General features: G+C 72.1%; 23 protein-coding genes. 15 read left to right on the top strand and 8 right to left on the bottom strand.

Features of this window, described 5'->3' with window-relative positions:
* Positions 1-265: 265 nt before the first annotated feature.
* Together KDN32_RS18815 and KDN32_RS18810 are read left to right on the top strand one after the other, a co-directional pair.
* Positions 266-2,032: a hypothetical protein gene (locus tag KDN32_RS18815; protein ID WP_211733765.1), complete on the top strand. Its 1,767-nt coding sequence runs from the start codon at positions 266-268 to the stop codon at positions 2,030-2,032.
* A complete protein-coding gene (locus KDN32_RS18810) occupies positions 1,957-3,999 on the top strand; it encodes a hypothetical protein (protein WP_211733764.1) in 2,043 nt (680 codons plus the stop codon). Before KDN32_RS18815 ends, KDN32_RS18810 begins: the two co-directional genes overlap by 76 nt.
* Positions 4,000-4,062: 63 nt before the next feature.
* Here the strand turns inward: KDN32_RS18810 and KDN32_RS18805 are convergent, their stop codons facing one another.
* Positions 4,063-4,965, bottom strand: coding sequence for a LysR family transcriptional regulator (locus KDN32_RS18805; protein WP_211733763.1), 903 nt, complete (start codon positions 4,963-4,965; stop codon positions 4,063-4,065).
* Positions 4,966-5,177: 212 nt separating this feature from the next.
* Here KDN32_RS18805 and KDN32_RS18800 point away from each other — a divergent pair, with 212 nt between their 5' ends.
* From KDN32_RS18800 to KDN32_RS18785, 4 genes are all read left to right on the top strand, one after another.
* Positions 5,178-6,287, top strand: coding sequence for a PrpF domain-containing protein (locus KDN32_RS18800; protein WP_211733762.1), 1,110 nt, complete (start codon positions 5,178-5,180; stop codon positions 6,285-6,287).
* A gap of 61 nt (positions 6,288-6,348) precedes the next feature.
* Positions 6,349-7,497: a Bug family tripartite tricarboxylate transporter substrate binding protein gene (locus KDN32_RS18795; protein ID WP_211733761.1), complete on the top strand. Its 1,149-nt coding sequence runs from the start codon at positions 6,349-6,351 to the stop codon at positions 7,495-7,497.
* Positions 7,498-7,505: 8 nt separating this feature from the next.
* Positions 7,506-9,572: a tripartite tricarboxylate transporter permease gene (locus tag KDN32_RS18790; protein ID WP_211733760.1), complete on the top strand. Its 2,067-nt coding sequence runs from the start codon at positions 7,506-7,508 to the stop codon at positions 9,570-9,572.
* The gene (locus KDN32_RS18785) at positions 9,569-9,940 is read left to right on the top strand and encodes a universal stress protein (RefSeq protein ID WP_307854217.1); all 372 of its coding nucleotides are present in this window, start codon (positions 9,569-9,571) and stop codon (positions 9,938-9,940) included. Before KDN32_RS18790 ends, KDN32_RS18785 begins: the two co-directional genes overlap by 4 nt.
* On the opposite strand, the gene KDN32_RS18780 is transcribed toward KDN32_RS18785, so the two are convergent.
* Positions 9,931-10,590: a PAS and ANTAR domain-containing protein gene (locus tag KDN32_RS18780; protein WP_211733759.1), complete on the bottom strand. Its 660-nt coding sequence runs from the start codon at positions 10,588-10,590 to the stop codon at positions 9,931-9,933. The genes KDN32_RS18785 and KDN32_RS18780 overlap by 10 nt on opposite strands.
* Positions 10,591-10,659: 69 nt before the next feature.
* Between KDN32_RS18780 and KDN32_RS18775 the strand changes: the two genes are divergently transcribed.
* Positions 10,660-11,661, top strand: a complete 1,002-nt coding sequence (locus tag KDN32_RS18775; RefSeq protein ID WP_249217264.1) for an aldo/keto reductase — start codon at positions 10,660-10,662, stop codon at positions 11,659-11,661.
* A gap of 27 nt (positions 11,662-11,688) precedes the next feature.
* Positions 11,689-12,702: an App1 family protein phosphatidate phosphatase gene (locus KDN32_RS23420; RefSeq protein WP_211733758.1), complete on the top strand. Its 1,014-nt coding sequence runs from the start codon at positions 11,689-11,691 to the stop codon at positions 12,700-12,702.
* Between the two features lie 120 nt (positions 12,703-12,822).
* On the opposite strand, the gene KDN32_RS18765 is transcribed toward KDN32_RS23420, so the two are convergent.
* From KDN32_RS18765 to KDN32_RS18755, 3 genes are read right to left on the bottom strand one after another with little or no spacing between them, the layout of a single operon-like run.
* Entirely contained in the window at positions 12,823-13,365 is a 543-nt protein-coding gene (locus KDN32_RS18765) for an NUDIX domain-containing protein (RefSeq protein WP_211733757.1), read from the bottom strand.
* Positions 13,366-13,388: 23 nt separating this feature from the next.
* Entirely contained in the window at positions 13,389-14,213 is an 825-nt protein-coding gene (locus KDN32_RS18760; protein WP_211733756.1) for a DUF1295 domain-containing protein, read from the bottom strand.
* Position 14,214: 1 nt separating this feature from the next.
* Positions 14,215-14,658 carry an SRPBCC family protein gene (locus KDN32_RS18755; RefSeq protein ID WP_249217263.1) on the bottom strand — a complete coding sequence of 148 codons (444 nt, stop codon included), beginning with the start codon at positions 14,656-14,658 and terminating at the stop codon, positions 14,215-14,217.
* Between the two features lie 69 nt (positions 14,659-14,727).
* Here KDN32_RS18755 and KDN32_RS18750 point away from each other — a divergent pair, with 69 nt between their 5' ends.
* The 3 genes from KDN32_RS18750 to KDN32_RS18740 all read left to right on the top strand — a co-directional run bounded on the left by KDN32_RS18750 (position 14,728) and on the right by KDN32_RS18740 (position 17,463).
* On the top strand, positions 14,728-15,201 hold the full coding sequence (locus tag KDN32_RS18750) for a PPOX class F420-dependent oxidoreductase (RefSeq protein ID WP_211733755.1): 474 nt from the start codon (positions 14,728-14,730) through the stop codon (positions 15,199-15,201).
* Between the two features lie 87 nt (positions 15,202-15,288).
* Complete coding sequence (locus KDN32_RS18745; RefSeq protein WP_211733754.1) at positions 15,289-16,866, top strand: catalase; 1,578 nt, start codon at positions 15,289-15,291, stop codon at positions 16,864-16,866.
* Between the two features lie 30 nt (positions 16,867-16,896).
* Positions 16,897-17,463, top strand: a complete 567-nt coding sequence (locus KDN32_RS18740) for a rhomboid family intramembrane serine protease (RefSeq protein WP_211733753.1) — start codon at positions 16,897-16,899, stop codon at positions 17,461-17,463.
* On the opposite strand, the gene KDN32_RS18735 is transcribed toward KDN32_RS18740, so the two are convergent.
* Positions 17,460-17,846 (bottom strand): response regulator, encoded by a 387-nt coding sequence (locus KDN32_RS18735; RefSeq protein WP_211733752.1) that lies wholly within the window; start codon positions 17,844-17,846, stop codon positions 17,460-17,462. The genes KDN32_RS18740 and KDN32_RS18735 overlap by 4 nt on opposite strands.
* A 173-nt stretch (positions 17,847-18,019) precedes the next feature.
* On the opposite strand from KDN32_RS18735, the gene KDN32_RS18730 reads away from it, so the two are divergent.
* The 3 genes from KDN32_RS18730 (at position 18,020) to KDN32_RS18720 (ending at position 21,650) form a co-directional block, all read left to right on the top strand.
* Positions 18,020-20,029, top strand: a complete 2,010-nt coding sequence (locus tag KDN32_RS18730; RefSeq protein WP_211733751.1) for a sensor histidine kinase — start codon at positions 18,020-18,022, stop codon at positions 20,027-20,029.
* Positions 20,030-20,126: 97 nt separating this feature from the next.
* The gene (locus KDN32_RS18725; protein WP_211733750.1) at positions 20,127-21,104 is read left to right on the top strand and encodes a zinc-binding dehydrogenase; all 978 of its coding nucleotides are present in this window, start codon (positions 20,127-20,129) and stop codon (positions 21,102-21,104) included.
* A gap of 99 nt (positions 21,105-21,203) precedes the next feature.
* A complete protein-coding gene (locus KDN32_RS18720; RefSeq protein WP_211733749.1) occupies positions 21,204-21,650 on the top strand; it encodes a hypothetical protein in 447 nt (148 codons plus the stop codon).
* An 18-nt stretch (positions 21,651-21,668) separates the two neighbouring features.
* Here the strand turns inward: KDN32_RS18720 and KDN32_RS18715 are convergent, their stop codons facing one another.
* Both KDN32_RS18715 and KDN32_RS18710 read right to left on the bottom strand, forming a co-directional pair.
* Positions 21,669-21,836, bottom strand: a complete 168-nt coding sequence (locus KDN32_RS18715; RefSeq protein ID WP_211733748.1) for a hypothetical protein — start codon at positions 21,834-21,836, stop codon at positions 21,669-21,671.
* A gap of 179 nt (positions 21,837-22,015) precedes the next feature.
* Positions 22,016-22,693, bottom strand: a complete 678-nt coding sequence (locus tag KDN32_RS18710) for an HAD family hydrolase (RefSeq protein WP_211733747.1) — start codon at positions 22,691-22,693, stop codon at positions 22,016-22,018.
* Between the two features lie 129 nt (positions 22,694-22,822).
* On the opposite strand from KDN32_RS18710, the gene KDN32_RS18705 reads away from it, so the two are divergent.
* On the top strand, positions 22,823-23,485 hold the full coding sequence (locus tag KDN32_RS18705) for an ANTAR domain-containing protein (protein ID WP_211733746.1): 663 nt from the start codon (positions 22,823-22,825) through the stop codon (positions 23,483-23,485).
* The last annotated feature ends 41 nt before the right edge of the window (positions 23,486-23,526 follow it).

Here is a 23,526-nt window from a genome sequence, read left to right as displayed (position 1 = left end):
CAGAACCATCAGTGCGCCGTACACGTCTTGTGACGCCCGCCACAGCGTGTGAAGGTTCTGTCAGCAGTTGAAACGTTTCGTTCCTGTCGACTGAGGCCGGTTACCACTCTCACTCCGGGTCAGTGCTGTCGAACACCTTCGGCCGATGACACGAATTGATCGTTTCATCCCGTCGGCGCCGCAGGGGATCCGCGAGCCCCCTGCGTCGACGCGGTGCGTCCGCGTGCCTGCACGCGGGAAGACCACCTCACTCCCAAGGAGCACCATGAGTCCCACACCGTCGGCCCTCGGGCCGGTACCCACGTCGCGAGGCCGGCGCCCGGCGCTCGCCGCCGCCGTCGCCCTCGCCGTCGGCGCGTCGACCACCCTGCTCGGCGCCGCAGCGGGCCCCTCCTCGGCCGAACCGGCTGCCGGAGCGGTCGTCGCGACGCCGGTCCTGAAGTCGCCCGCCGTCAAGAAGACCTCTGAATTCGCCCAGCAGCTCGAGAAGAAGTACGTCGACCCCGACCGCGTCTACAGCACCGACGTGCGGTGGTGGCTGGGGGAGGCGTCCCACACCGACGAGACCCTCCTCGAGGAGATCCAGAACCTCTACGACGGCGGCTACCGCGGCGTCGAGCTCGCGATGCAGGGCGACAACGTCGCTCCCGACGCGACCTACGGCTACGGCAGTCCGATGTGGGCCCACAAGTGGGACCTCATGATGAACAAGCTCCTCGATCTCGGCATGGGGGTCTACCTGACGTCCGGCACGAACTGGGCGACGTCGAACGTGCCCGGTCTCGACCCCGACAGCCAGGCCGCGATGCAGAACCTCACCCTCGGCACCTCCACCGTGGCGCCGGCTGAGAGCATCTCAGTCCTGCCGACGCCTCCGGTCGGCGTGCAGAAGGCGGCCGCGAAGTTCGTCACCGCCTACGCCTACCGGGTCGTCGAGGGCGACACCCTCGACCCCAGCAGCTTCGTCGACCTGTCCACCCAGGTGACCCAGGGAGCCACCTCTTGGGAGCAGAACAAGAGCTGGACGGCCCCGTCCGACGGCACCTATCGGGTCTTCGCCATGTGGACCCAGGGCACGTACCAGGCCTCGAGCCCGGCCGCGACGCCCAGCTACACCACCAACTACTTCGACAAGCGCGGCGTCGAGGCGCTCAAGGCGTTCTGGCAGGAGCACTACCTCGCCGACCCGGCACTCCGGGCCAAGATCCTCGAGGGCGACGTCCAGCTGTTCATGGACTCCCTCGAGATCCACCCCGGCGGCAGCAGTGAGTGGACGGCGAAGGTCGCGACCGCACCGCAGTTCACCTTCTGGTCCGAGGACATGGCCGCCGAGTTCAAGAAGCGCAAGGGCTACGACATCACGCCGTGGCTGTTCCTCGTCAAGGGTGTGCAGTCCTTCTCGTTCGACGCCTACTTCGACCTCGACGACACGGGCAACTACCGCATCGCAGGCCAGAACGTGAAGCGCGAGCAGATCATCAGCGACTACCAGGACGTGCTGACCCAGCTCTACCGGGAGCGGATGCTGCGGCCCCTGAAGGAGTGGCTCAACTCGGTGGGCATCGAGACCCGCGCGCAGATCTCCTACGGCAAGCCGCTGGAGATATCTGAGCCGATCATGGATGTCGACTACCCCGAGGCCGAGAACTACAACCAGTACAACCAGCTCGACCTCTTCCGGCTGTGGACCGGCGGCGCCAAGCTCGAGAACAAGGTCCTGTCGACCGAGACAGGCGCGCAGATGCCGGTCTACTCCGCCACCCGGCAGGCCGACCTCACCGACGCCTACACGCAGTATGCGGCCGGCTTCCAGCGGATCGTCTGGCACGTGTGGGGCGCGGGCTTCAGCTACGGCAACACCGCCTTCCGGGCCACAACCCCACCGGCTTCCGCCAGCTCGGCTCGCGCAACCCCACCTCTGCGGACTACGACGAGTTCAACGCCCACCTCGGCCGCGTGCAGCAGCTGCTGCAGACCGGCAAGGCACGTGCCGACGTCGGGTTCGTGCGCCAGCAGTGGATCCACGGCATGAGCAAGAACGCCGGCATCGGCAACGACAACGGCGTGATGAACTGGAACCTCGCCCACCAGGGCATCTCGTACCGCTCCACGCAGCTGCAGGACAACGGCTACACCTACGACTACTTCAGCCCGAAGTTCCTGTTCGACGACGACGTCCACTTCGACACGAGGACGAAGACGATCGAGAAGGCCGGCTACAAGGCGATCGTCCTCTACCAGGACTGGCTCGACATCGAGGGCGCGAAGCGCATCCTCGCGTGGGCCAAGCAGGGCCTGAAGGTCGTCGTGCTGGAGGACGCTGCCTCGCGCACGCCGTTCAACGACGGCAAGAGCGGCGCGCTGAAGAAGGTCATGGACGAGCTCAAGACGCTGCCGACGGTGCGCCAGGCGACGGTCTACGACGACTTCGACTACTTCAGCAACGCGCCGGGCGGCTACGACGACAACGTCATGGAGAAGCTCCAGGAGCTCGGCGTCCAGCCCTACACCGGGTTCTCCGAGGAGAACCTGCAGCTGCTCACGCAGACCCGCCAGGACGACGCCGGCAACCAGTACACCTACGTCTACAACTTCGACGACGGGTCGTACCACGCCAACAGCCTCAAGCCGAGCGTGCGCAACGCGGGCACCGGTCCGCACGCCTCGACCGACCTGGTCAAGCCCGGCACCTTCGTGCCGTACTCGATCGATCCGTGGACCGGCAACGTCACCGAGCTCGCCGACTACCGCTGGGAGGACGGCAAGACGATCGTCCCGATCGAGCTCGACTACAACAACATCGCGCTCCTGGCCTTCGAGAAGGCCGACGAGAGCCGCCTCCACGTGGTCTCGACCAACGCCGACTCCGCGTTCGCGACCCAGGACGGCGTGGCCGTCCGCACGACCCGCAGTGGGAGGGTGACCGCCGCGCTCAGCAACGGTGAGGACGTCTCCGAGCAGGTCGAGGTGCCGCAGCCCTACGACATCAGGGACTGGGACCTCACGGTCCAGAAGTGGACTCCCAACCCCGTGGCGGGCAACCTCGTCCGCACCGAGTCGGTCGACGGGGTGACCACCACCAACAAGAAGACGTCGACCGTCACCACGCCGATCGACGTCAGCCTCGACACGCTCAAGACCTGGGACCAGATCCCGGAGGTCGGCAGGAACGTCTCGGGGACGGGGCACTACGAGGCCACGTTCGACTGGGACGCGGACGCTGCATCCGGGGCCTACGTCGACCTCGGTGACGGCTTCGTCGAGAGCATGGAGGTCTGGGTCAACGGTCACAAGGTCGGTGGTCACGTGTCGACCAACCCCACCAAGGTGAGGCGTGACGTGGGAGGCGTGGGCAAGCCCACGATCGACGACGGCACCGGCACCCAGGTCCCTCTGGTCGGCGACGACCTCTACACCGGCGGCGTCAGCTGGACCGACCCCGTCGCCGACATCAGTGGCCTCCTGGTCGACGGTGAGAACGAGATCGTCATCGACTACGCCTCGTCTTTGTCGAACCTGCAGCTCAGCCGCGGCATCGGCACGGTGACGCCCCACTACCGGAACTGGTGGAACCTGAAGGTGGACTACTTCGCCTTCGGCCCGCAGCAGGCGAAGATCGTGCCGTTCGTGGACGTCGAGTACACCGGCGAGGACGAGCCGACCGTCCCGCCGACCTCGAGCCCCACGCCCACCCCGACGCCCAGCCCGACCGCCACCCCGACGCCCACGCCGCCGGCGGTGGAGCCGACGGTCCGGGTCAAGCGGACCGTGCGTGCCGGGAAGGTGCTGAAGGTCCGCGGTCGTGACGTGGCCGCCGCCAAGGTCCGGATCACGCTCGGCGGCCGGAAGCTGGCCGTGGTGAAGGTGGTCGACGGCCGGTTCGTGGCGCGGAAGGTGGTGCCGGAGAACCTCTCGGGCCGCAAGGTCCTGCGGGTCCTCGACCGCAAGGGCGAGGTCCTGTTCCGGACCACCCTGCGGATCAAGCGGGCGGCGGGCTGACCCCACCTGCCCTCCCGCCACAGGGGCCTCGCCATCCGGCGTGGCCCCTGTGGCGTCTCCGCCTCAGGCGTAGGTCGCCGCGGTCTCGACCAGCACGTCGTGGAGCGCGAGCTCGGCGGCGCTGCGCACCCGCCCGGAGCGGTGGGCGACGAGCACCCGCCGCGACGGGGCGCTGGACCCGAGCGAGACCACGCGGACGTCGGGGTGCTGGTTGACCGTCGCGGTCCGCGGCGCCAGCGCGATGCCGAGGCCGACGCTGACCATCGCCTGCGCCTCCTGGTAGTCGTTGGCCTGGAACGCGATCGTCGGGGTGAAGCCCGCCGCCACGGCGCTGCGCTCCAGCACCTCGACGACGGGGTGGCCGCCGGCGCGGATGATCCACGGCTCGTCGCCGAGGTCGGCCAGCTGGACCGTGCGGCGCCGGGCCAGGCGGTGGGTCGCTCCGACCAGCAGCACGGTCGGGTCGGTGAAGAGCTCGGTGAGCACCAGCTCGTCGTCGTCGACCCGCGCCCACGCGTAGTCCCAGAGGAACGACATCGCGACCCGTCCCTCCTCGAGCATCCGCACGAGGTGGTCCTCGCGCCCGCTGCTGATGGTCAGCGCGATGTTGGGGTAGAGCTCGCGGTAGCGGCGGACCGCCAGCGGCAGGAACGAGCTGCCGACCGTGGGGAAGGTGCCGAGCGTGACGCTGCCCCGCCGCACGCCGGCGATGTCCTGCAGGTCTGCCTCGGCGGCCATCAGCTGGCGCAGCACCTTGCGCGCGTGGGTGGCGAGGACGAGTCCGGCGTCCGTGGGGGTCATGCCGCGGGCGTGCCGGTCGAGCAGCGGCTGCCCGGCCTCGCGCTCGAGGCGCAGCAGCTGCTGCGAGACCGCGGACGGCGTGTAGCCGAGCGCGGTCGCCGCGGCGGTCACGGAGCCCTCCTCGACGATCGCGAGGAGCACCTGGAGTCGTTTGACGTCGAGCACGGCAGCAGTCTGCCTGAAGGGCTGCTACAAGACCATGAAGGTCCGTCCAGTGCGCGTACAGGGCCCCGGTCGGCACGAGAGTGAGTGACGAGCGCCACCGACCATGAAGCGTTGCTACAGGAACGTGTGCCAGATCGTGATTGTGCTACACGTCATTGCGCGCGCAACCTGTCGTGGTCCGGAGCCGCCGGACGACGAGACCGGGAGGCCGGATGCGCGAGATCGAGGCGACGTGGATGCGCGGGGGGACCAGCAAGTGCTGGGTGTTCCGCCGCGACGACCTGCGGGTCCCGGACCTGTCCGTCGACGAGGTGCTGCTGCGGCTCTACGGGAGCCCCGACCACCGCCAGGTGGACGGCGTGGGCGGCGGCACCTCCACCACCAGCAAGGCCGTCATCCTCGCTCCGTCGGACGACCCCGAGGTCGACGTGGACTACACGTTCGCCCAGGTCGGCATCGACGAGGCGAAGGTCGACTGGGGCAGCAACTGCGGCAACTGCTCGGCCGTGGTCGCGCCGTTCGCGATCCGCGAGGGCTGGGTGGCGACGACCGCGCCCGAGACCTCGGTCCGGGTGCGCAACACCAACACCGGCCAGGTGATCCTCCAGTCGGTGCCGACCCCGCGCGGCCGGCTCGAGGAGGGCGCCACCGAGCACATCCCCGGAGTCCCGTTCCCGGGAGCACCGGTGCGGATGGGCTTCCTCGACCCGGCCGGTCGCAGCACCGGCCGCCTCTTCCCGACCGGGAGGGAGCGCGACCGCCTGTCCGACGCGGTCGGTGGCGTGAGCGTCACCCTCGTCGACGCGGGCGCGCCGGTCGTCGCGGTCCGGGCCGCCGACGTCGGCCTCCGTGGCGACGAGGAGATCGCCGACCTCGACGTGGTGCCCGGGCTGCTCGAGCACCTCGACGCCGTACGCCGTGAGGCGGGCGTGCTGATGGGGCTGGCCGACTCGGAGGAGGCCGTCGAGCGTGCCGTGCCGAAGCTCGCCGTGGTGTCCGCGCCCACGGAGGCGGAGGGGCCGGAGACCGACCTCACCGTGCGGATGCTGTCGATGGGCCGCTTCCACCCGGCCGTGCCGGTCACCGGCTCCGTCGCCCTCACCCTCGCGGCCGGCAGCGCCGGGACCGTCGTCCACGAGGTCGTGGCGCCCGATCGCCCCGACGAGGGCCTGCGCCTCGACACCCCCGCCGGGTGTGTCCGCACCTTCGTGGAGCAGCACGACGGCTCGCCGGTCGTCGGCGTGGTGCGGACCTACCGCCGCCTCGCGTCCGGCTCGGTGCTACTGCCCGACCCGCCCCTGCTGCCGTCGGTGTCCGCATGAGCGGCCCGCGCCCCCTTGACACACCCGCCCCCCACGAGGCTCGCTTCACCTGGAGGAACTCATGACCCAGCACGTCCCCGAGCCGGACCGTCCGGCACCGAGCCCGCGGGTCGCCGCGTCCGTCGTCGCCGGCTTCACGGCGCTCGCGGTCGGCGTCTCGCTGGTCGGCGGCGGCCTGCTCAACCCGGCTGCCTCCACGACCGACGGCGACTACGCCGGCGAGACCGTCGAGATGATGATCCCGCTCGCCGAGGGCGGAGGCACCGACACCTGGGCGCGCTTCGTCGCGACCGAGCTGACCCACGAGGTCCCGGGCTCGCCCGGCCTGGCGCCGGTGAACGACGACGGTGGCGAGGGCATCCTCGGCACCAACCACTTCATGTCCTCGGCGCGCGCCGACGGCACCGAGGTGCTGGTGAGCACGGCCTCGACCGTCGTGCCGTACCTGCTCGGCATGCCGTCGGTGCGCTACGACTTCTCCGACCTCAGGCCGATCCTGGCCAACGGCACCGGCGCGGTCGTCTACGCCCGCACGGGCGCCGGGGTGCGCGGGGTGAAGGACCTCGTCGACCGGGACAAGCCGCTCGTGTTCGGCGGGATCGCCGCCACCAGCCTGGACCTCACCACGCTCCTCGCCTTCGACCTGCTCGGCGCCGACGTGAAGGCGACCTTCGGCTTCGAGGGCCGCGGGCCGGTCAACCTCGCGCTCCAGCGCGGCGAGGTCGACATCGACTACCAGACCACGTCGTCCTACGGACCGGCCGTGCAGCCGCTGGTGGACGACGGCACGGCCGTGCCGCTCTTCTCGCTCGGCCAGGTCGACGAGGACAACGCGGTGGTCCGCGACCCGAACTTCCCGGACGTCCCGACCGTGGTCGAGGTCTACGAGGAGCTCAACGGCATCCGGCCCGACGCCGACGCGCTCGCGACCTACACCGCGATCCTCGCGCTGACCTACACGTACCAGAAGGCCCTCTGGGTCCCTGAGGACACTCCCGACGAGGCGCTCGAGCTGCTGCGCTCGACCGCCGAGGAGATGGGCGCCGACCCGGCGTTCCAGACGTCGGCCGCCGAGGTGCTCGGGGGTTACCCGATCGACGCCTCCACCGACCTCGCCGAGCGGATCGGCGACGCCTACCGCGTCGACGACGACGTCCGCGAGGACGTCCTCGACCTGCTCGCCTCCGACTACGACATCACGATCGACTGAGGCCCCCGATGACTGACGCTGCCTTCTCCGCCCTGGCCTCCCTGGCCGACCCCTCGCTCCTCCTCATGCTCGCCGTCGGCGTGCTCGCCGGCCTGGTGATCGGCCTGATCCCCGGCCTCGGCGGGACCGGCGCCGTGGCGATCCTGCTGCCGGTCACGTTCGGCATGGACCCCGAGCCCGCGCTCGCGATGCTGATCGGCGCCCTCGCCGTGGTGCACACCTCCGACACCGTCGCGGCGGTCCTGCTCGGCGCGCCCGGCTCCGCGTCGGCGAGCGTGACGATGCTCGACGGCTACTCGATGGCCCGGCAGGGACAGGCCAAGCGCGCCCTGTCGCTGGCCTTCCTCTCCTCCATGGCCGGCGGCCTCATCGGCGCGGTCGGCCTGACGCTCGCGATCCCGCTGGCGCGGCCGATGGTGCTGTCGTTCGGCAGCCCCGAGCTGTTCATGCTGACCATCCTCGGTGTCTCGCTCGCCGCCGTGCTGTCGCGCGGCAACGTGGTCAAGGGCCTGACCGCCGGTTTCCTCGGGCTGCTGCTGGGCCTGGTCGGCACCTCGCCGACGACGGCCGAGGAGCGGTTCTCCTTCGGCTCGCTGTTCCTCAGCGACGGGGTCTCGCTGGTCGCGGTGGCGCTCGGCATCTTCGGCCTCGCCGAGATCGCCAGCCGCGTCGGGCAGCGCACGATCACCGAGCAGCCGGTCGAGCTCACCGGCGGCTGGGGCTCGGGCATCCGCGAGTGGCTGACCCACTGGACCCACGTGATCCGCGGTGCGCTCATCGGCATCTGGGCCGGCGTGCTCCCGGGCGTCGGCGCGACCGCCGGCACCTGGCTGGCGTACGGCCAGGCGGTGGCGACCGCGAAGGACAAGCGGAAGTTCGGCAAGGGCGACCCGCGCGGCATCGTCGGCCCGGAGAGCGCCAACAACTCCGTCGAGGCCGGCGACCTGATCCCCACGTTCCTCTTCGGCATCCCCGGCGGCGTGCCGTCCGCGATGCTGCTCGGGATGCTGCTGACCTACGGCATCCAGCCGGGGCCCGCGATCGTCACCGAGCACCTCGACCTGATGTACCTCATCGTCTGGGCGTTCGCGATCGCCTCGGTCGCCGGTGCGTTCCTCTGCTTCCTCGCCACCGGCTCGCTGGCCAAGCTCACCAAGGTGCCGTTCGCGGTCCTCGGCCCCGGCCTGCTCGTGATCATGCTGCTCGGCGCGTTCCAGGAGGGCGGCCAGATCGGCGACCTGTGGGTGATGGTGCTGCTGGGCGTCGTCGGCTTCTTCCTCAAGGCGACGGGCATGCCGCGCGCGCCGTTCCTGATCGGCTTCGTGCTCGCCATCCCGATGGAGCGCTACTACTACCTCACCGCCAACCTCTACGACGGGGTGAGCTGGATGGCCCGCCCGGGCGTGCTGGTCTTCGCCGCGGTGCTGGTCGTGCCGGTCCTCTGGTCGCTGGTCAAGCGGCTGCGCGGCACCGCCGGGCAGGCCGACGACGGCCACCGTGACGAGCACGAGGCCGACGACGACCACGGCCTCGACGACCTCGAGGGCTCGATGGCCGGTACGACTTGGTCGGCGGCGCTCGCGGCGATCGCTGCGCTGGTCTTCGCCGGTGCGCTGTGGCTGAGCGGCTCGTTCTCCGAGGAGGCAGCGCTGATGCCGCGGCTGGTCGCCGGCGGCGGCCTGGTCCTCGCGCTCGTGCTCTCGTGGCAGGAGCTGCGGACCCGACGAGGCCGCCCGGCGGATGCTCCGGCCGAGCCGGTCGCCGACGAGCCGCTCGGTGGGGGAGGCACCGCCGTGCTGACCCGACCTGCGACGGTCGTCGACACCAAGGCGCTGACCCGTCAGCGCGACCTGGTGATCGCCGGACGCACCTTCGCCGCGATGGCGACGTTCCTCGTGCTGGTGATGCTGGGCGGCTACCTCGCCGCCACGCTGGTCTTCGTCCCGGCCTTCCTGCTCTACGCGGCGCGGGCCCGCACCCGGACCGCGATCGTCTACACCCTCGTCCTCGGGGTCGTGCTGCTCGCGCTGCCGTCCCTGCTGCCCGTGGACCTGCCGATGGGAGTCCTCCAGTGAGCATCGTCGTCGCCTACGCCGACACCCCGCCCGGCCACGCCGCGGTCGCCGCCGCGCTCGTCGAGTCCGCTCGCGAGTCCGAGCCGGTCGTGCTGGTCCCGGCCGTGCGCGGGGCAGCGGTGCCTGACTCCGACGAGCTCGCCCGGCGCTGGCCGGCCGGGGGTGACCGGCTCACGGTCGAGCGCGCCGACCTCGGCGACCCGGCGGACGCCGTCGTCCAGGTCGCCCAGCGCCTCGATGCCCGGCTGGTCGTGCTCGGCCTGCGCGAGCGCACCCCGGTCGGCAAGCTCGTGTTTGGCAGCACCGCGCAGCGGATCCTCCTGGAGGCGACGTGCCCGGTGCTGGCGGTCAAGCCGGGTCAGGCCTGAGCAGTGCCCCTGCCGGGGAACAGCCGCTCGAGCATGTCGTGCGCGGGCGGCGCCAGGCCCTTGGTGGGAGTGTCGTCGACGCTCGCGGCCGCGACGAGGTGGTCGGCCACCTCGCGGATCCGGGTGTGGGTGTGCATCGAGAAGACCCGCAGGATCGCGAACGCGGTGTCGGTGTCCACGCTGTAGAGCTGGGTCAGCACGCCCTTGGCCTGCTCGATGACGGCGCGGTGGACCACGAAGTCGACGACCGCGTCGTCGAGCTCGTCGTCGACGGCGGAGCGGCGGACGTCGGTGAGGTCGATCAGGTGGCCCGACACCACCGGTCCTCCGTCGGGGCCGCGCTCGACGTGACCCGCCGACATCACGACGCGTTCCTGCCCCTGCGCGGTGATGATGCGGTGGAGCAGGGAGAACGGCTGGTGGCGCTCGAGCGCGGCGGCGCGCGACTCCTTGGCGGCCGCCCGGTCGTCCGCGTGGATGTGTCGCAGCACCAGTGCGCTGGTGGGCACCACCTCGTGCGGCTCGAACCCGTGGATCCGGAACACCTCGTCCGACCACGTCCACGAGTCGGAGGCCGGGAGGTAGGTGTAGTGCCCGACCACGGACGCGTGCGACGCCGAGAATCCGTCTCCCGCCACCCGTCGGTCCACGTCCCTGATTCTGCTCGGACCGGGCGACCGGGGCAACGCTCACTTGTCGCGGGAGGTAGGACTGTCCCCATGGCACGCATGGAGCACCGCACCCTGGGCAGGACCGGCCGCGAGGTCTCGGTCGTCGGACTCGGCACCTGGCAGCTCGGCGCCGACTGGGGCGAGGTCAGCGAGACCGACGCCCGCGCCGTGCTCGAGGCGTCCGCCGAGGCCGGCGTGACGTTCTACGACACCGCCGACGTCTACGGCGACGGTCGCAGCGAGCAGGTCGTCGGGCAGTTCCTCGCCGACCACGCCGACGCCGGCTTCACCGTCGCCACCAAGATGGGCCGGCGGGCCGAGCAGGTCCCGTCGAGCTACGTCGAGGCCCACTTCCGCGAGTGGCTCGACCGCTCGCGCCGCAACCTCGGCGTCGACACGATCGATCTCGTCCAGCTGCACTGCCCGCCGTCCGAGGTGATCGAGGACGACGCGACCTACGACGTGCTCGACCGTCTCGTCGACGAGGGCGTGATCGCGGCGTACGGGGTCAGCGTCGAGACCTGCGCGCAGGCGCTGAGCGCGATCGCCCGCCCGCACCTCGCCAGCGTCCAGATCATCCTCAACGCCTTCCGGACGAAGCCTCTCGACGAGGTGCTGCCGGCCGCCGCGGCCGCAGGTGTCGGGATCATCGCGCGCGTGCCGCTCGCCTCCGGCCTGCTGTCGGGGAAGTACGACCTCGACACCACCTTTGCCGCCGACGACCACCGCACGTACAACCGCGACGGCAGCGCCTTCGACGTCGGCGAGACCTTCTCCGGCGTCGACTACGCCACCGGGGTCGAGGCGGCGCAGGAGTTCTCGGCGCTGGTGGCCGACTCGGGCCTCGACGTCACGCCGGCGCAGGCCGCGATCGCCTGGATCTGGCAGCAGCCGGGCGTCTCCACCGTCATCCCCGGCGCCCGCAACACCGACCAGGCAGCGGCCAACGCCGCCGCCGGGCTGGTCGACGCGCTGCCGGCGTCGTTCCTCGACGGCGTGCGGGAGCTCTACGACCGGCGGATCCGCGAGCAGGTGCACGGGCGCTGGTGAGGTCCCGCCACGGCATACGGTGACCCCGTGGACCTCCAGCGCATCGTCGTCGCCGCCGAGCGGGCGTGGGAGGGCCGGCCCAGCCGTCGCAACCGCACGCCGAAGCACTTCCGGATCGAGACCTACCTCGCGCACGGCGGTCCCGAGGGCACGGTGGTGCGCGGCCGGGTGCTCGACAACCCGCTGGAGTCCGAGGCCGAGGAGGACGAGGGTGCGCGGGCCGCGACCCGCCGCACGCTCGGCAACTTCCTCACCAACGAGCTGCCCGGCGTCCCGCTGCGGGTCACCGTCGCGGGCACCAGCGTCGAGGTGACGACCGACCGCGAGGGCTACTTCCTCCTCCGCCTGCCCACCGACCGCGCGGCGCTCACCAGCCCGTGGACCGAGGGCCGGGTCGAGCTCGTCGAGGCGTACCGCGGCATCGACCCGCCGCGGAGCGCGACGCTGCAGGTGCGGGTGCCCGACGCGTCAGCCCGCTTCGGCCTGGTGTCCGACGTCGACGACACCGTCCTGGTGACCGGCGTGCAGCGGGTGCGGCAGATGCTCGTGCAGACCTTCACCGGCTCTGCGCTCACCCGGATGCCGTTCCCCGGCGTCGTCGAGCTCTACCAGGACCTCGCGGCCGGGGTGAACCCCGTCTTCTACGTCTCCTCGAGCCCGTGGAACCTGCACTCGTTCCTCGTCGGCTTCCTGAAGCACCGCGGCCTACCGCTCGGGCCGGTGCTGCTGCGCGACCTGCTCGGCACCCGTGAGGGCCGCGAGCAGAAGCACGAGCGGATCCGGGAGGTCCTCGACCTGCACCCGGACCTGCCGTTCGTGCTCCTCGGCGACTCCGGCGAGAAGGACCCGCAGGTCTACGCCGACATCGTCCGCGAGCACCCCGGCCGCGTCCTCGCCGTCTACATCCGCGAGGTCCGGCTCGACCCCGGCGACGGCCGGGTGGAGAAGGTCTCGGACGCCTGGGACCACGACGTGCCGTTCGTGCTGGCCGCCGACTCCGACGCCGTACGCCGGCACGCGCGGTCGATCGGGCTGCTCTAGGCGGGTGACCAGGGATCGCGCCGTGCAACGTCATGGCCGACGGTCGGTCCCGCGACCACGCCCCATGACGTCATGACAATTTCCGGCTCGCACCGCTCGGGTTCATGACGTCCGCACCCGTCAGCGCACCCGCCCGAGGTGCACGAGCGCGAGCATCAGCGCGGCGACGGACTCGCCGTCGGTGATGCCGCCTCGACCGACCAGGTCGAGCACCTCGGACACCGGGACGCGGCGCACGGCGCCGATGCCCTCGGCGGCTTGCGCCGCACGGTCGTCGCTCACGAGCCTCAGGTCCCGGGCGAGGAAGAAGTGCTCGGGCGCCTCGCAGACCCCGTTGAGCGCGTTCAGCCGGCCGAGCGGCACCCACCGTGCGGCCTCGTGCCCGGTCTCCTCGAGCAGCTCGCGCTGGGCGGCGACGAGAGGGTCCTCGCCGTCGGAGCCGCCGGCCGGGACCTCGAGCGACGGACCGACCGTGTGCCGGTCGACGTCGACGAGCAGCACCTCGTCCGCCTCAGTCAGCGCGACCACGAAGACGGAGTCGTTGCGGACGGTGACGACGCCGTAGAGCCCCTCGCCGCCGCCGGGCGTGGTGACGACGTCCTCGCGGACCGAGATCCACGGGTTCTCGTAGACGTTCTCGGTCGACACCACGGGCCACGGCATGGGAGCGACCCTACGGCCCAGCCTCAGCCGGGAGGACGAGGCACGAAGAAGGCGACCCGCTGCTGGTAGTCGCGGTACGCCGGCCGGTCCTCCATCCGCTCCTCGGTGCGCTTCGCGCCGGTCGCGTGGACGAGGAACCACGTCATCGCCGCGGGCGCGGGCAGGGTCGCGAGGGCCGGGGCGGAGGCCGCCGAGGCCAGCCAGACGCCGTCCCAGAACAGCGAGTCGCCGAAGTAGTTCGGATGCCGCGACCAGCCCCACAGCCCCGAGTCGAGCACCTCCAGCTCGTCGGGGACGTCGTCGTCCGGCCCGTCCTCGCGGGCGCGCGACTTCTGCGACATGAACGCGGCCTTCTGCCGGTCGGCCAGCGCCTCGGTGACCGCGCCGGCGGCCATCACCGCGAGGCCGGCGGGCAGCAGCCACCGCCGCGGCCCGCGGGGGAGTGAGGACGCCGCCGCGACCTGCAGCGGGGCCGAGACCAGCAGCTGGGCGAGCGCCTGCGTCCCGAACACCTTGGCGGCTGCGGCGGCGGTCGAGCTGCCCTCGAGGAACTCGGTGTAGCGCTCGTCCTCCTCGTCGCTGTCGCGCAGCCGCGGCACCATCACCGACGACAGGCGCGCCGCCCACGCGGCCGTGCCCGCGGCGAGCGCCCAGCGGCGTACGCCGTCACCGGTGCCGAGCGTCGCCCCGACCAGCGCGACGCCGGCCAGACCAGGGCCCCACACCCCGTCGGCGTAGTCGCGCCGCCCGCGCGGCAGCGCGACGGCAGCCGTGACGCCCTGGAGCGCACCGACGACCAGCGCCGAGGCGCCGGCGACGCGGCGGAGGTTGGCGGTGTCGAGCGACATGTCAGCCGGCGAGCCGGTTGAGGACGGTCGTCATGTCGTCCTCGGTGTCGTTGCCGATCTTCTCGAAGACGACCTTCATGATCGGGTCGGCGAGCTTGGCCGCGCCCTTCATCTCGATGTGCGCCTCGTAGGTCACGCGACTGCCGGTGCCCTCCGGGGCCGGCACGACGGTGATGGTGTCGGTGGAGGTCGCGGTGTCGTTGCGACCGACCAGCACGATCGTGTCGTCGGTCAGCTTCTCGAGCGTGTAGGTCAGCTCGGTGCTGACCCCGGCGATCTTGGACGTGTTGTGCCAGGTCGACCCGACCGCGACCGGGCCGGTGTCGTTGCGGGTGCAGGACTCGGTGCCGGGGTCCCACTCCTCGGCGTTGCTGAAGTCCTTAAGGTAGTCGATGACGACGGGCGGGCTGGGGTGGACGTCGAAGGTGCGGCTCACGGTGGTCATGGGTGCGACGGTAGGCACGGCTCGTCCGGGGCCAGACCGCCCGAAGGGGTGCGGCGCTAGCCTCGGCGCATGGCTCCCCGCACCGCGACCAACACCGACGTCGAGCTCGACGAGCTCCTCGACTTCGTCCGCACGCGCCACCACATGGTGCTGATGACGCGGCGGAAGGACGGCTCGCCGCAGGCGTCCCCGGTCAGCGGCGGCGTCGACGACTCCGGTCGCATCGTCGTGGCGACCTATCCCCAGCGGGCGAAGACGAGGAACGCCCGCAAGCGCCCGGACGTGTCGGTGCTGGTGCTCTCCGACGAGTGGGACGACGCGTGGGTGCAGGTCGACGGCACCTGCGAGGTGCTCGACGCGGTCGACGGCGAGGAGGCGCTCGACGCCTTCGTGGAGTACTTCCGCAGCATCGCCGGCGAGCACTCCGACTGGGAGGAGTACCGCTCCGCGATGGTGACGCAGGGCAAGTCGCTGCTGCGGATCACGCCGACCCGCTGGAGCACCGTGTCGACCGGCGGCTTCCCGCCCGAGCTGGGGGCGTAGCACTCCACCCGCAGGGGCGGTGGGAGCACCCCGGCGCGGTGCGAGGGTGGGAGGACCGACCCCCCCAACCGCTCGAGGTGACCACCCATGTCCGACCAGCGCCAGTCCTCCGTGGAGACCGCCCCCAGCGAGGAGGCCGCTCTCGGGTCGACGACCGACACCGGCGCCCCCGCTCCCAGCGACCGCAACAGCCTGACGGTCGGCCCCGACGGGCCGATCCTGCTCCACGACGTGCACTTCCTGAACCAGATGGCCCACTTCAACCGGGAGCGCGTCCCGGAGCGCAACGTGCACGCGAAGGGCTCCGGGGCCTTCGGCACCTTCGAGACCACCCAGGACGTGTCCGCCTACACGAAGGCCGCGCTGTTCCAGCCCGGCGCGCGCACGGAGATGCTCGCCCGCTTCTCCACCGTGGCCGGCGAGCAGGGCTCGCCCGACACCTGGCGCGACCCGCGCGGCTTCGCGCTGAAGTTCTACACCGACGAGGGCAACTACGACCTGGTCGGCAACAACACTCCCGTCTTCTTCATCCGCGACACGATGAAGTTCCCGCACTTCATCCGCAGCCAGAAGCGCCGCGGCGGATCCGGCCTGCGCGACAACCACATGCAGTGGGACTTCTGGAGCCTCAACCCCGAGTCGGCGCACCAGGTGACCTACCTGATGGGCGACCGCGGCATCCCGCGCAGCTATCGCACGATGAACGGCTACGGCAGCCACACCTACCTCTGGATCAACGCGGCCGGCGACAAGCACTGGGTGAAGTACCACTTCCACAGCAACCAGGGCGTCGTCGGGCTCACCGGCGAGGAGGCGGAGCGGATCGCCGGCCAGGACGCCGACTTCCACCGGCGCGACCTCTACGAGGCGATCGAGCGGGGCGACCACCCGAGCTGGACGCTTTCGGTGCAGCTGATGCCCTACGACGACGCCCGCGACTACCGGATCAACCCGTTCGACCTCACCAAGGTCTGGCCGCACGCGGACTACCCGCTCGTCGAGGTCGGCACCATGACCCTCGACCGGAACCCGGAGAACTTCTTCGCCCAGGTCGAGCAGGCGGCCTTCGAGCCGAGCGCGCTGGTGCCCGGCATCGGGTTCTCGCCGGACAAGATGCTGCTGGGCCGTGCGTTCGCGTACGCCGACACGCACCGGCACCGCATCGGGCCCAACTACCTCCAGCTGCCGGTGAACCGTCCGCACGTCGAGCTCAACACCTACACCCAGGACGGGCCGATGGCCTACGACCACCGCGGCGACGACCCGGTCTACGCGCCCAACAGCGAGGGTCGGGGCTACGCCGACGAGGTCGGCGAGGTCGAGGAGAGCTGGGAGTCGGACGGCGCGATGGTCCGCCAGGCCTACACGCTGCGCGCGGACGACGACGACTTCTCGCAGGCCGGCGCGCTGGTGCGCGAGGTGTGGGACGACGAGCAGCGCGACACGTTCGTCGAGACCGTCGCCGGACACCTCCTCGGCGGCGTCCGGTCGCCCGTGCTGGAGCGTGCCTTCGACTACTGGAAGGCCGTGGACGCCGACACCGGCAAGCGGATCGAGGAGGCCGTGCGGGCCGGGCAGGGCGGCGCCAACCCCGGAGGCGACGCCGACGACGCGAAGGACGTCGAGGACCCGGTCACCGAGTCGGACACGCACGCACGGACCTGAGGCTTCACCCCCGCTGTCACCATGGACGCCATGGAGACAGCGAGCCGGCCCGCCTGGCAGCAGGCGGCCGTGCTCACGGGGGCGTTCGTCGTCCTGCTGTGGGTGCTGGAGGTCGTCGACACCGTCTCCGGCCACCGCCTCGACGCCTACGGGATCACGCCGCGCACCGAGGACGGGCTGGTCGGCGTCGCCGCGGCGCCGGTGCTGCACTTCGGGTTCGACCACCTCGCGGCCAACACCGTGCCGGTGCTCGTGCTCGGGTTCCTGACCCTCGCGACCGGGATCGCGCGCGGCCTGCTCGCGACCGCGATCATCTGGGTCGTCGGCGGTGCCGGCGTGTGGCTGGTGGCCGGTGACGGCGGCATCCACGCGGGCGCGTCGGTGCTGGTGTTCGGGTGGATCGTCTACCTCGTGGTGCGGGGCGTGCTCAACCGCAACAGCACCGAGATCCTCATCGGCGTCGGGGTGTTCCTGCTCTACAGCGGCGCGCTCCTCGGCGTCCTGCCCGGCCAGCCGGGGGTCTCCTGGCAGGGCCACCTGTTCGGAGCGCTCGGCGGCGCGCTGGCCGCGCGGGTGCTGCAGACGAGGGATCGCTAGGCGGGGACGACCGTCGCCGGGACGGTGTCGTCGCCGACGAGGGCGTTGACGGCCGCCATCAGGCCGGTGAGGTTGAAGGGCTTGCGCAGGAAGTGCGGCTGGACCTCCGCCACCGCGTCGTCGCTCACCATGTCGTGGTCGCCGGACATCAGGAGCGCCTTGGTCCGGGGGTCGCGCTGGCGCAGGGCGTGCAGCACCTCGGCACCGGTGGCGTGGGGCATGTGCTGGTCGACCACGAGCAGGTCGAAGTGCTCGGCGGTGAGGAACGCGATCGCCTCGGCACCGTCGCGCGCCGTGCTCACGTCGTGCCCGGCCCGGGCCAGCACGAAGCTCACGAACTCGCGGATGTCGTCGTCGTCGTCGGTGACGAGGATGCGCGTCATGCGGTCATCATCGACCTCGAACCTGTGACGTGCTGCCCGAACTGGTTCAGCGTCTGCTCAAGAAGTGATGAAGACCTCGGCCACGTTCGGGGGACGGGGTGACTCTGGTGGCCCTAGCGTGACCCCACGACGTCGCGCGACCCGGAACCGACGTGACGGAAGAGAGGTGCCGCGTGGCCGCAAGCATGACCGCGGGGGACCTGGCCGGCGAGGCCGGCCGACCGGCCGGGTTGTCGGCGACCCGTACCGTCAGCTTCGCGGCGCTGCACCTGTTCCTGGTCGTCGTGGGCCGCGCCACCGTGGCCGAGGGCGCCTCGGTGAGCCTCTTCTGGCCGGCCGCCGGCGTCGCGGTGCTCTGGCTGATGGCCGAGACGCCCCGCCGCTGGCCGCTGGTCCTCGCCCTGGTGGGAGCCGAGCTGGTCCTCGGTCTCGGTGTCACCGGTGCGGAGCCCGCCTTCGTCGCGCTCGCCGTGCTCTCCGTCTGGGTCCAGTCGGTCGCGATCGTGGTCGGCCTGCGGAGGTGGACGCCGCGCCTGCTCGGCGCCGGCGGCCACGAGAGCGTCCGTAGTCCGCGCACGGTCGGCGTCGTGCTGCTCGTCGTCGCGCTGGCGTGCCTCGTCGGGGCCGTGATCGGCGCGAGCGGGCTGTGGGTCACCGGGGCCGAGGCCTCCCCGGGCCAGTACGCCGCCTGGTGGGGACGCCAGTTCGCAGGCGCGGTGGTCGTCGGTGGGGTGGGTCACCTCGGTTGGGAGTGGTTCACCCAGCGTCCGCGTCCCCGTGCCTACGGGGGAGGGCCGCGCGAGCTCGTGGTGCTCGCCGTCGCGACGGCCGTCGCGACCTCCGTCGTCTTCACCCAGCCGCTTCCCCTGGTGTTCCTGCTGGTGCCGCTGAGCGTCTGGTGCGCGGCCCGGTTCGCGACGTTCCTCGCTGCGGTCCAGGCGGCCGCGATGGGCGTCGTCGCCCTCGCGCTCACCGTCCTGGGCCACGGGCCCTACACGGGCTCCGGCGCGTCGGCGTCCGACGCGATGATCGTCCAGGTCTTCATCCTCGTCAGCTTCCTCACCGCGCTGGGCGTCGGCACCCTGAGCGACCGGATCGACCACCTCGTCGGCGAGCTGGAGTCGTCGCTGCGCGAGTCGGCCGGGCGCGCCGACCTGCTGCGCGGCGTCACCGAGAGCATGGGCGAGGGCCTCGTCGTCCTCGACCACTCCGGACGCGTCGCGCTCAGCAACGCCGCGAGCCTGCGCCTGGCGCGCCGCTTCACCCCCGGCGCCGCCGACCACGCGGCTCTGACGAGCCTGGTGGCCGCGCTCGACCCGATGGAGGCGGCCGGGCGTGCCCGCCGCGCCGAGCTCGGCCCCGGCGACGTCCTGATCGACCTCCCCGGCGGCGAGGAGGTCGTCCTGGCCGTCACGTCGGCACCCGTCGCCGACCCGGGTGCCGCCCGTGAGCCGGGCCGGCTGCTCGTGCTGCGCGAGGTCACCGAGCACCGCGCCGGCCTCCGACCGCTCGTCGACTTCGCGTCCACGGTCGCCCACGACCTCCGCGGCCCGCTGACGGTGATGCACACGTGGCTCTCGCTGCTCGACGAGTCGCCCGCGGTCGCCGCCGACGACCACCTGCGGATGTCGGTCGAGCGGATCAACCGCGGCACGGACCAGATGGGCCGCCTCATCGACGACCTGCTCGCCCACGCGGTGGCCGAGGGAGGCGTGCTGTCGCCCGAGGTCGTCGTGCTGGGAGGTCGCGACGGCGTGCTGGCCGAGGTGGTGGAGCTGCTCGCCACGCCGCAGGGCACCGTGCGCGCGGTCGGTGGCCTCCCGTCGGTCCGTGCCGACCGCGGGGCCGTGCGGCAGGTGCTGGCCAACCTCGTCGACAACGCGCTGAAGTACGCCCGACCCGACGTCCCGCCGAGCGTCGAGGTGAGCGCCGTCCGGGAGGGTGACCGCGTCGTGGTGTCGGTGCGTGACAACGGCATCGGGGTGCCCGAGGAGGACCGGCAGCGGGTGTTCGACCGGTTCCAGCGCGCGGGCGCGACGCGTTCGGCGTCCCGCGGCAGCGGCATCGGCCTCTCGATCTGCCGTGCCATCGTGGAGCGCCACGGCGGCACCATCGCGTGCCTGCCCGTGGAGGACGGACCCGGATCGGTGTTCCGGTTCGACCTGCCCGCCACGGGCGCCTGACCGAGACGCACGTCTCGCCCGTCGCCGGAATCGACCTCCGGGCCGCCGGGTTGTGGAAGGGGTAGTCCCACCCCCGACCACCCAGCAGGAGACCCCCATGCGCAGCATCGGCCACGACACCTTCGGCGCCCCCGAGGAGGTCCTCACCACCCGCGAGGTCCCCGCTCCCGAGGCCGGCCCCGGCGAGGTGCTGGTGCGCACGGTGCTGGCGCCGATCCACAACCACGACCTGGTCACCGTGACCGGCACCTACGGCGTACGCCCCGAGCTGCCCGCCGTCGGCGGCACCGAGGCCGTCGGGGTCGTCCAGGCCGTCGGCGAGGGTGTCAACGACGCGCTCGTCGGCCGCCGTGTCTCCGTCGCCGGGACTCCCGGCACCTGGGCCGAGCTCTTCGTCGCGTCCGCCGCCACCGTCATCCCGGTCCCGGACGCGATGTCCGACGAGGCCGCTGCCCAGCTGGTCGCCATGCCGTTCAGCGCGATCAGCCTGGTGGAGTTCCTCGACGTCGAGGCCGGCGACTGGGTCGTCCAGACCGCGGCCAACGGCGCGGTCGGCAAGGTCGTCGCCGTCCTGGCGAAGGCCCGCGGGCTCAAGCTGCTCAACCTGGTCCGTCGCCAGGAGGCGGTGGCGGGGCTCGCCGCGCTCGGGATCGAGGACGTCGTGGCCACGGACTCCCCGGACTGGGTCGAGCAGGCCCAGGCCATCATCGGCGAGGACGGCGCCCGCGCGGCGGTCGACTCCGTCGGCGGTGAGGTCGGCGGTGCGCTGGTCCACCTGCTCGGCGAGGACGGCCTGCTGGTCACCTTCGGCGCGGCCAGCAACCAGCCGCTCGTCATCAACAGCGGCCCGGTCATCTTCAAGCACCTCAGGGTCGTGGGCTTCTGGGGCGCCAAGGTGAGCGCTCGGATGTCCGACGAGGACCGTGCGCGGCTGTTCGGCGAGCTGATCCAGCTCGTCCTCGACGGGTCCCTCGTGCTGACCTCCGGCGGCACCTTCGGCCTCGACGACCCGGCCGGCGCCGTCGGTGCGTCGCAGTCCGCCGGGCGCTCGGGCAAGATCATGTTCCGCCCGTGACACCCGCCCGGGCTCGCACCAGCTGATGAGTCGAGCGTCACGTACTGATCGGTAACGTTCCGCGGACGGCGGGGCTGGTCGGCTCCTAGCCTTCCCGGCATGCGCCTTCCCGCCCTCGCGACCCTGCTCCTGCTGCCCGCCCTCGCGGCCTGCTCGGGAGCCGGGTCCCCCGACCCGGCGGACCGGGCCCGGGAGGTGTCGGCGCAGGAGGACGCGGCCACGTCCGCCTGGCGCTCCGCCGTCGAGGACGAGCTCGGCTCCGACACCTACGACTTCGACGCGCTGCGGGCGGCGGCGTCGGTCGACTGCGCCCGCACGTCCGCCACGGAGTGGACCGTGCGGCTCGCGCTCAGCGGCGACCCGGCCACGTCCGCGCTGACCCGGATCGGCCTCGAGCACGCGTGCGCGGACGTGGTCGCGGCGTTCGACGAGGCAGTGGTGCGGGTGGAGGCGGCCGCCGACCCGCTCGACCTCGTGTGCGGGCCCGGCGTCGAGCTCTCGGCCGACGACCGGCTCCAGGCCGACCTGGTCTGCGCGAACCGCTGACCTCTCACCCGCGACGGCTCAGGTGTCGGTCGCGGGCCCGGACGGGGTGGCCCCGCCCTCGGAGGTCCAGCCCTCGTCCTCGTCGACGTCGTGCGCCGGGTCGTCGACCGGGTCGTTGGCCGGGTCGGTGTCGACGTGGGTCTGCGGGTCGTCCTGCGGGTCGGGGGTCTCACCTGTGGTGGTCATGGTTCCCCCGTACCCCCGAGCCGCCGTCGCGATGAGTTCTGCGTCCGCGCGCATGCCATGACGCGTCCGGGGTACTCCGGTGCCACGTCGAGGTCGCCCCGCCGCGACCTCGACGGCCCGGTCCGCCGGGGGTCCCTCCCGTACGCCGTGGAGGAGCCCCCGGCGCTCCGCGGATGCGGTCAGTGCGCGCGCAGCGGGCTCTGGTCGAGACGCTCGAGCAGGTCGCGGGGGTCGTCGTAGACCCAGGACGCACCGGCCGAGAGCAGTCGCTCCGCGCCGACCCCGCCGCTGCGCAGCCCGATGCAGGGAACGCCGGCGGCCTCGGCGGAGAGCGCGTCCCACACGGCGTCGCCGACCACCACGGCGGTGCCACCGCCCGCACGTGCGACGGCTTCCTCGACCATCTCCGGGCCGGGCTTGCTGGCCACGCCGTCGGACGCGGTCACCACCGTCGCGATCCGGGAGCGCTCGTCGACGAGGTCGAGCAGCTCGTCGACCAGGCCCGCCTCGGCGGAGCTGGCGAGGGCGACCCGGTGACCGCGATCGGCCAGCGAGGCGACCATGTCGGAGGCGCCGTCGAGGGCGGTGATGCTGCGCAGCGTGGCACGGAAGTGCTTGTCGTGCAGGTCGCGCACGTCGTCGCCGACCGCCGCCTCCGCGCTCGCACCCGCCACGTGCGCCACCAGCCGGTCGCCGCCCATGCCGATCGCCTCGTGGACCCGCAGCGCCGGGACCGGTAGCCCGACGTCGCGGAAGGCGCACTGCCAGGCCACCACGTGGTGGTAGACGGAGTCGACGAGGGTGCCGTCGAGGTCGAGCACGACGACGGGGTTCGAGGAGGTGGGAGCATCGGTCACGGCGACGCCGTACCCCGCCGGTCGACCCGCATGCGCCGAAGGTCCATCGCCCGGGCGGGTGTGGTGTGGCGCAGGGCGTCGGAGCACCATCGAGGCCTCGGAGAAACCGTCGTCGACGTCAGGATCGTCATGGAGCTGCTGCCCCAGAGCAGGGAGGCGCTGGACGAGTACGTCACGCTGTCGGTGGACGACGTCGAGGGCCTGCTGCGGGTGATCGAGGGCTGGGCCGTGCGTACGGTGCCCGAGTGCGTGGCGCTGAGCGTGACGCTGCTCGACGAGGACCTCACCTTCACCCTCGTCGACGACGTCGACTCCCGCGTGCGCCGTCCGGCGCGCCCCGCCCGGCACCGCTCGGCCGAGTCACCCCCCACGACGTACGCGCTCGACGAGCGTGAGTGGGCCGACATGGCGCGCGAGCGCGCGTTCGAGGGGATCGCCAGCTCGGTCTCGCTCCCCGTGGTCGAGCAGGGGCGCGCCGTGCTGACCATCGACCTCTACGCCTCGACGCCCCACGCCTTCACCGGCCGCATCGACGGTCTCGTCTCCGCGCTCGGTGCCTGGCAGGCGGGCGCGATCACCAACGCGGACCTCGGCTTCGAGACCCTGCGCCGCGCCGAGGAGGCGCCCGAGCGGCTGCGCGAGCAGCGCATCGTCGACGTCGCGGTCGGCCTGCTGGCGGCCCGCACCGCGGTGACCACGCCCGAGGCCTGCGACGCCCTGGCCCGCGCGGCGCTGGAGGCCGGCGTCACCCAGGTCCAGGCCGCCCGGGTCGCCAGCTGCCTGCTCGGCTGAGCACCCGTCGTCCCGGGTCTGTCCGTACTCTGTCCCAGGTT

Origin of the sequence: Nocardioides palaemonis (assembly GCF_018275325.1) — a bacterium.
GTDB lineage: Bacteria > Actinomycetota > Actinomycetes > Propionibacteriales > Nocardioidaceae > Nocardioides > Nocardioides palaemonis.
The sequence above is the reverse complement of the archived record's forward strand: the minus strand, read 5'-3'. Positions and strand labels throughout refer to the sequence as shown.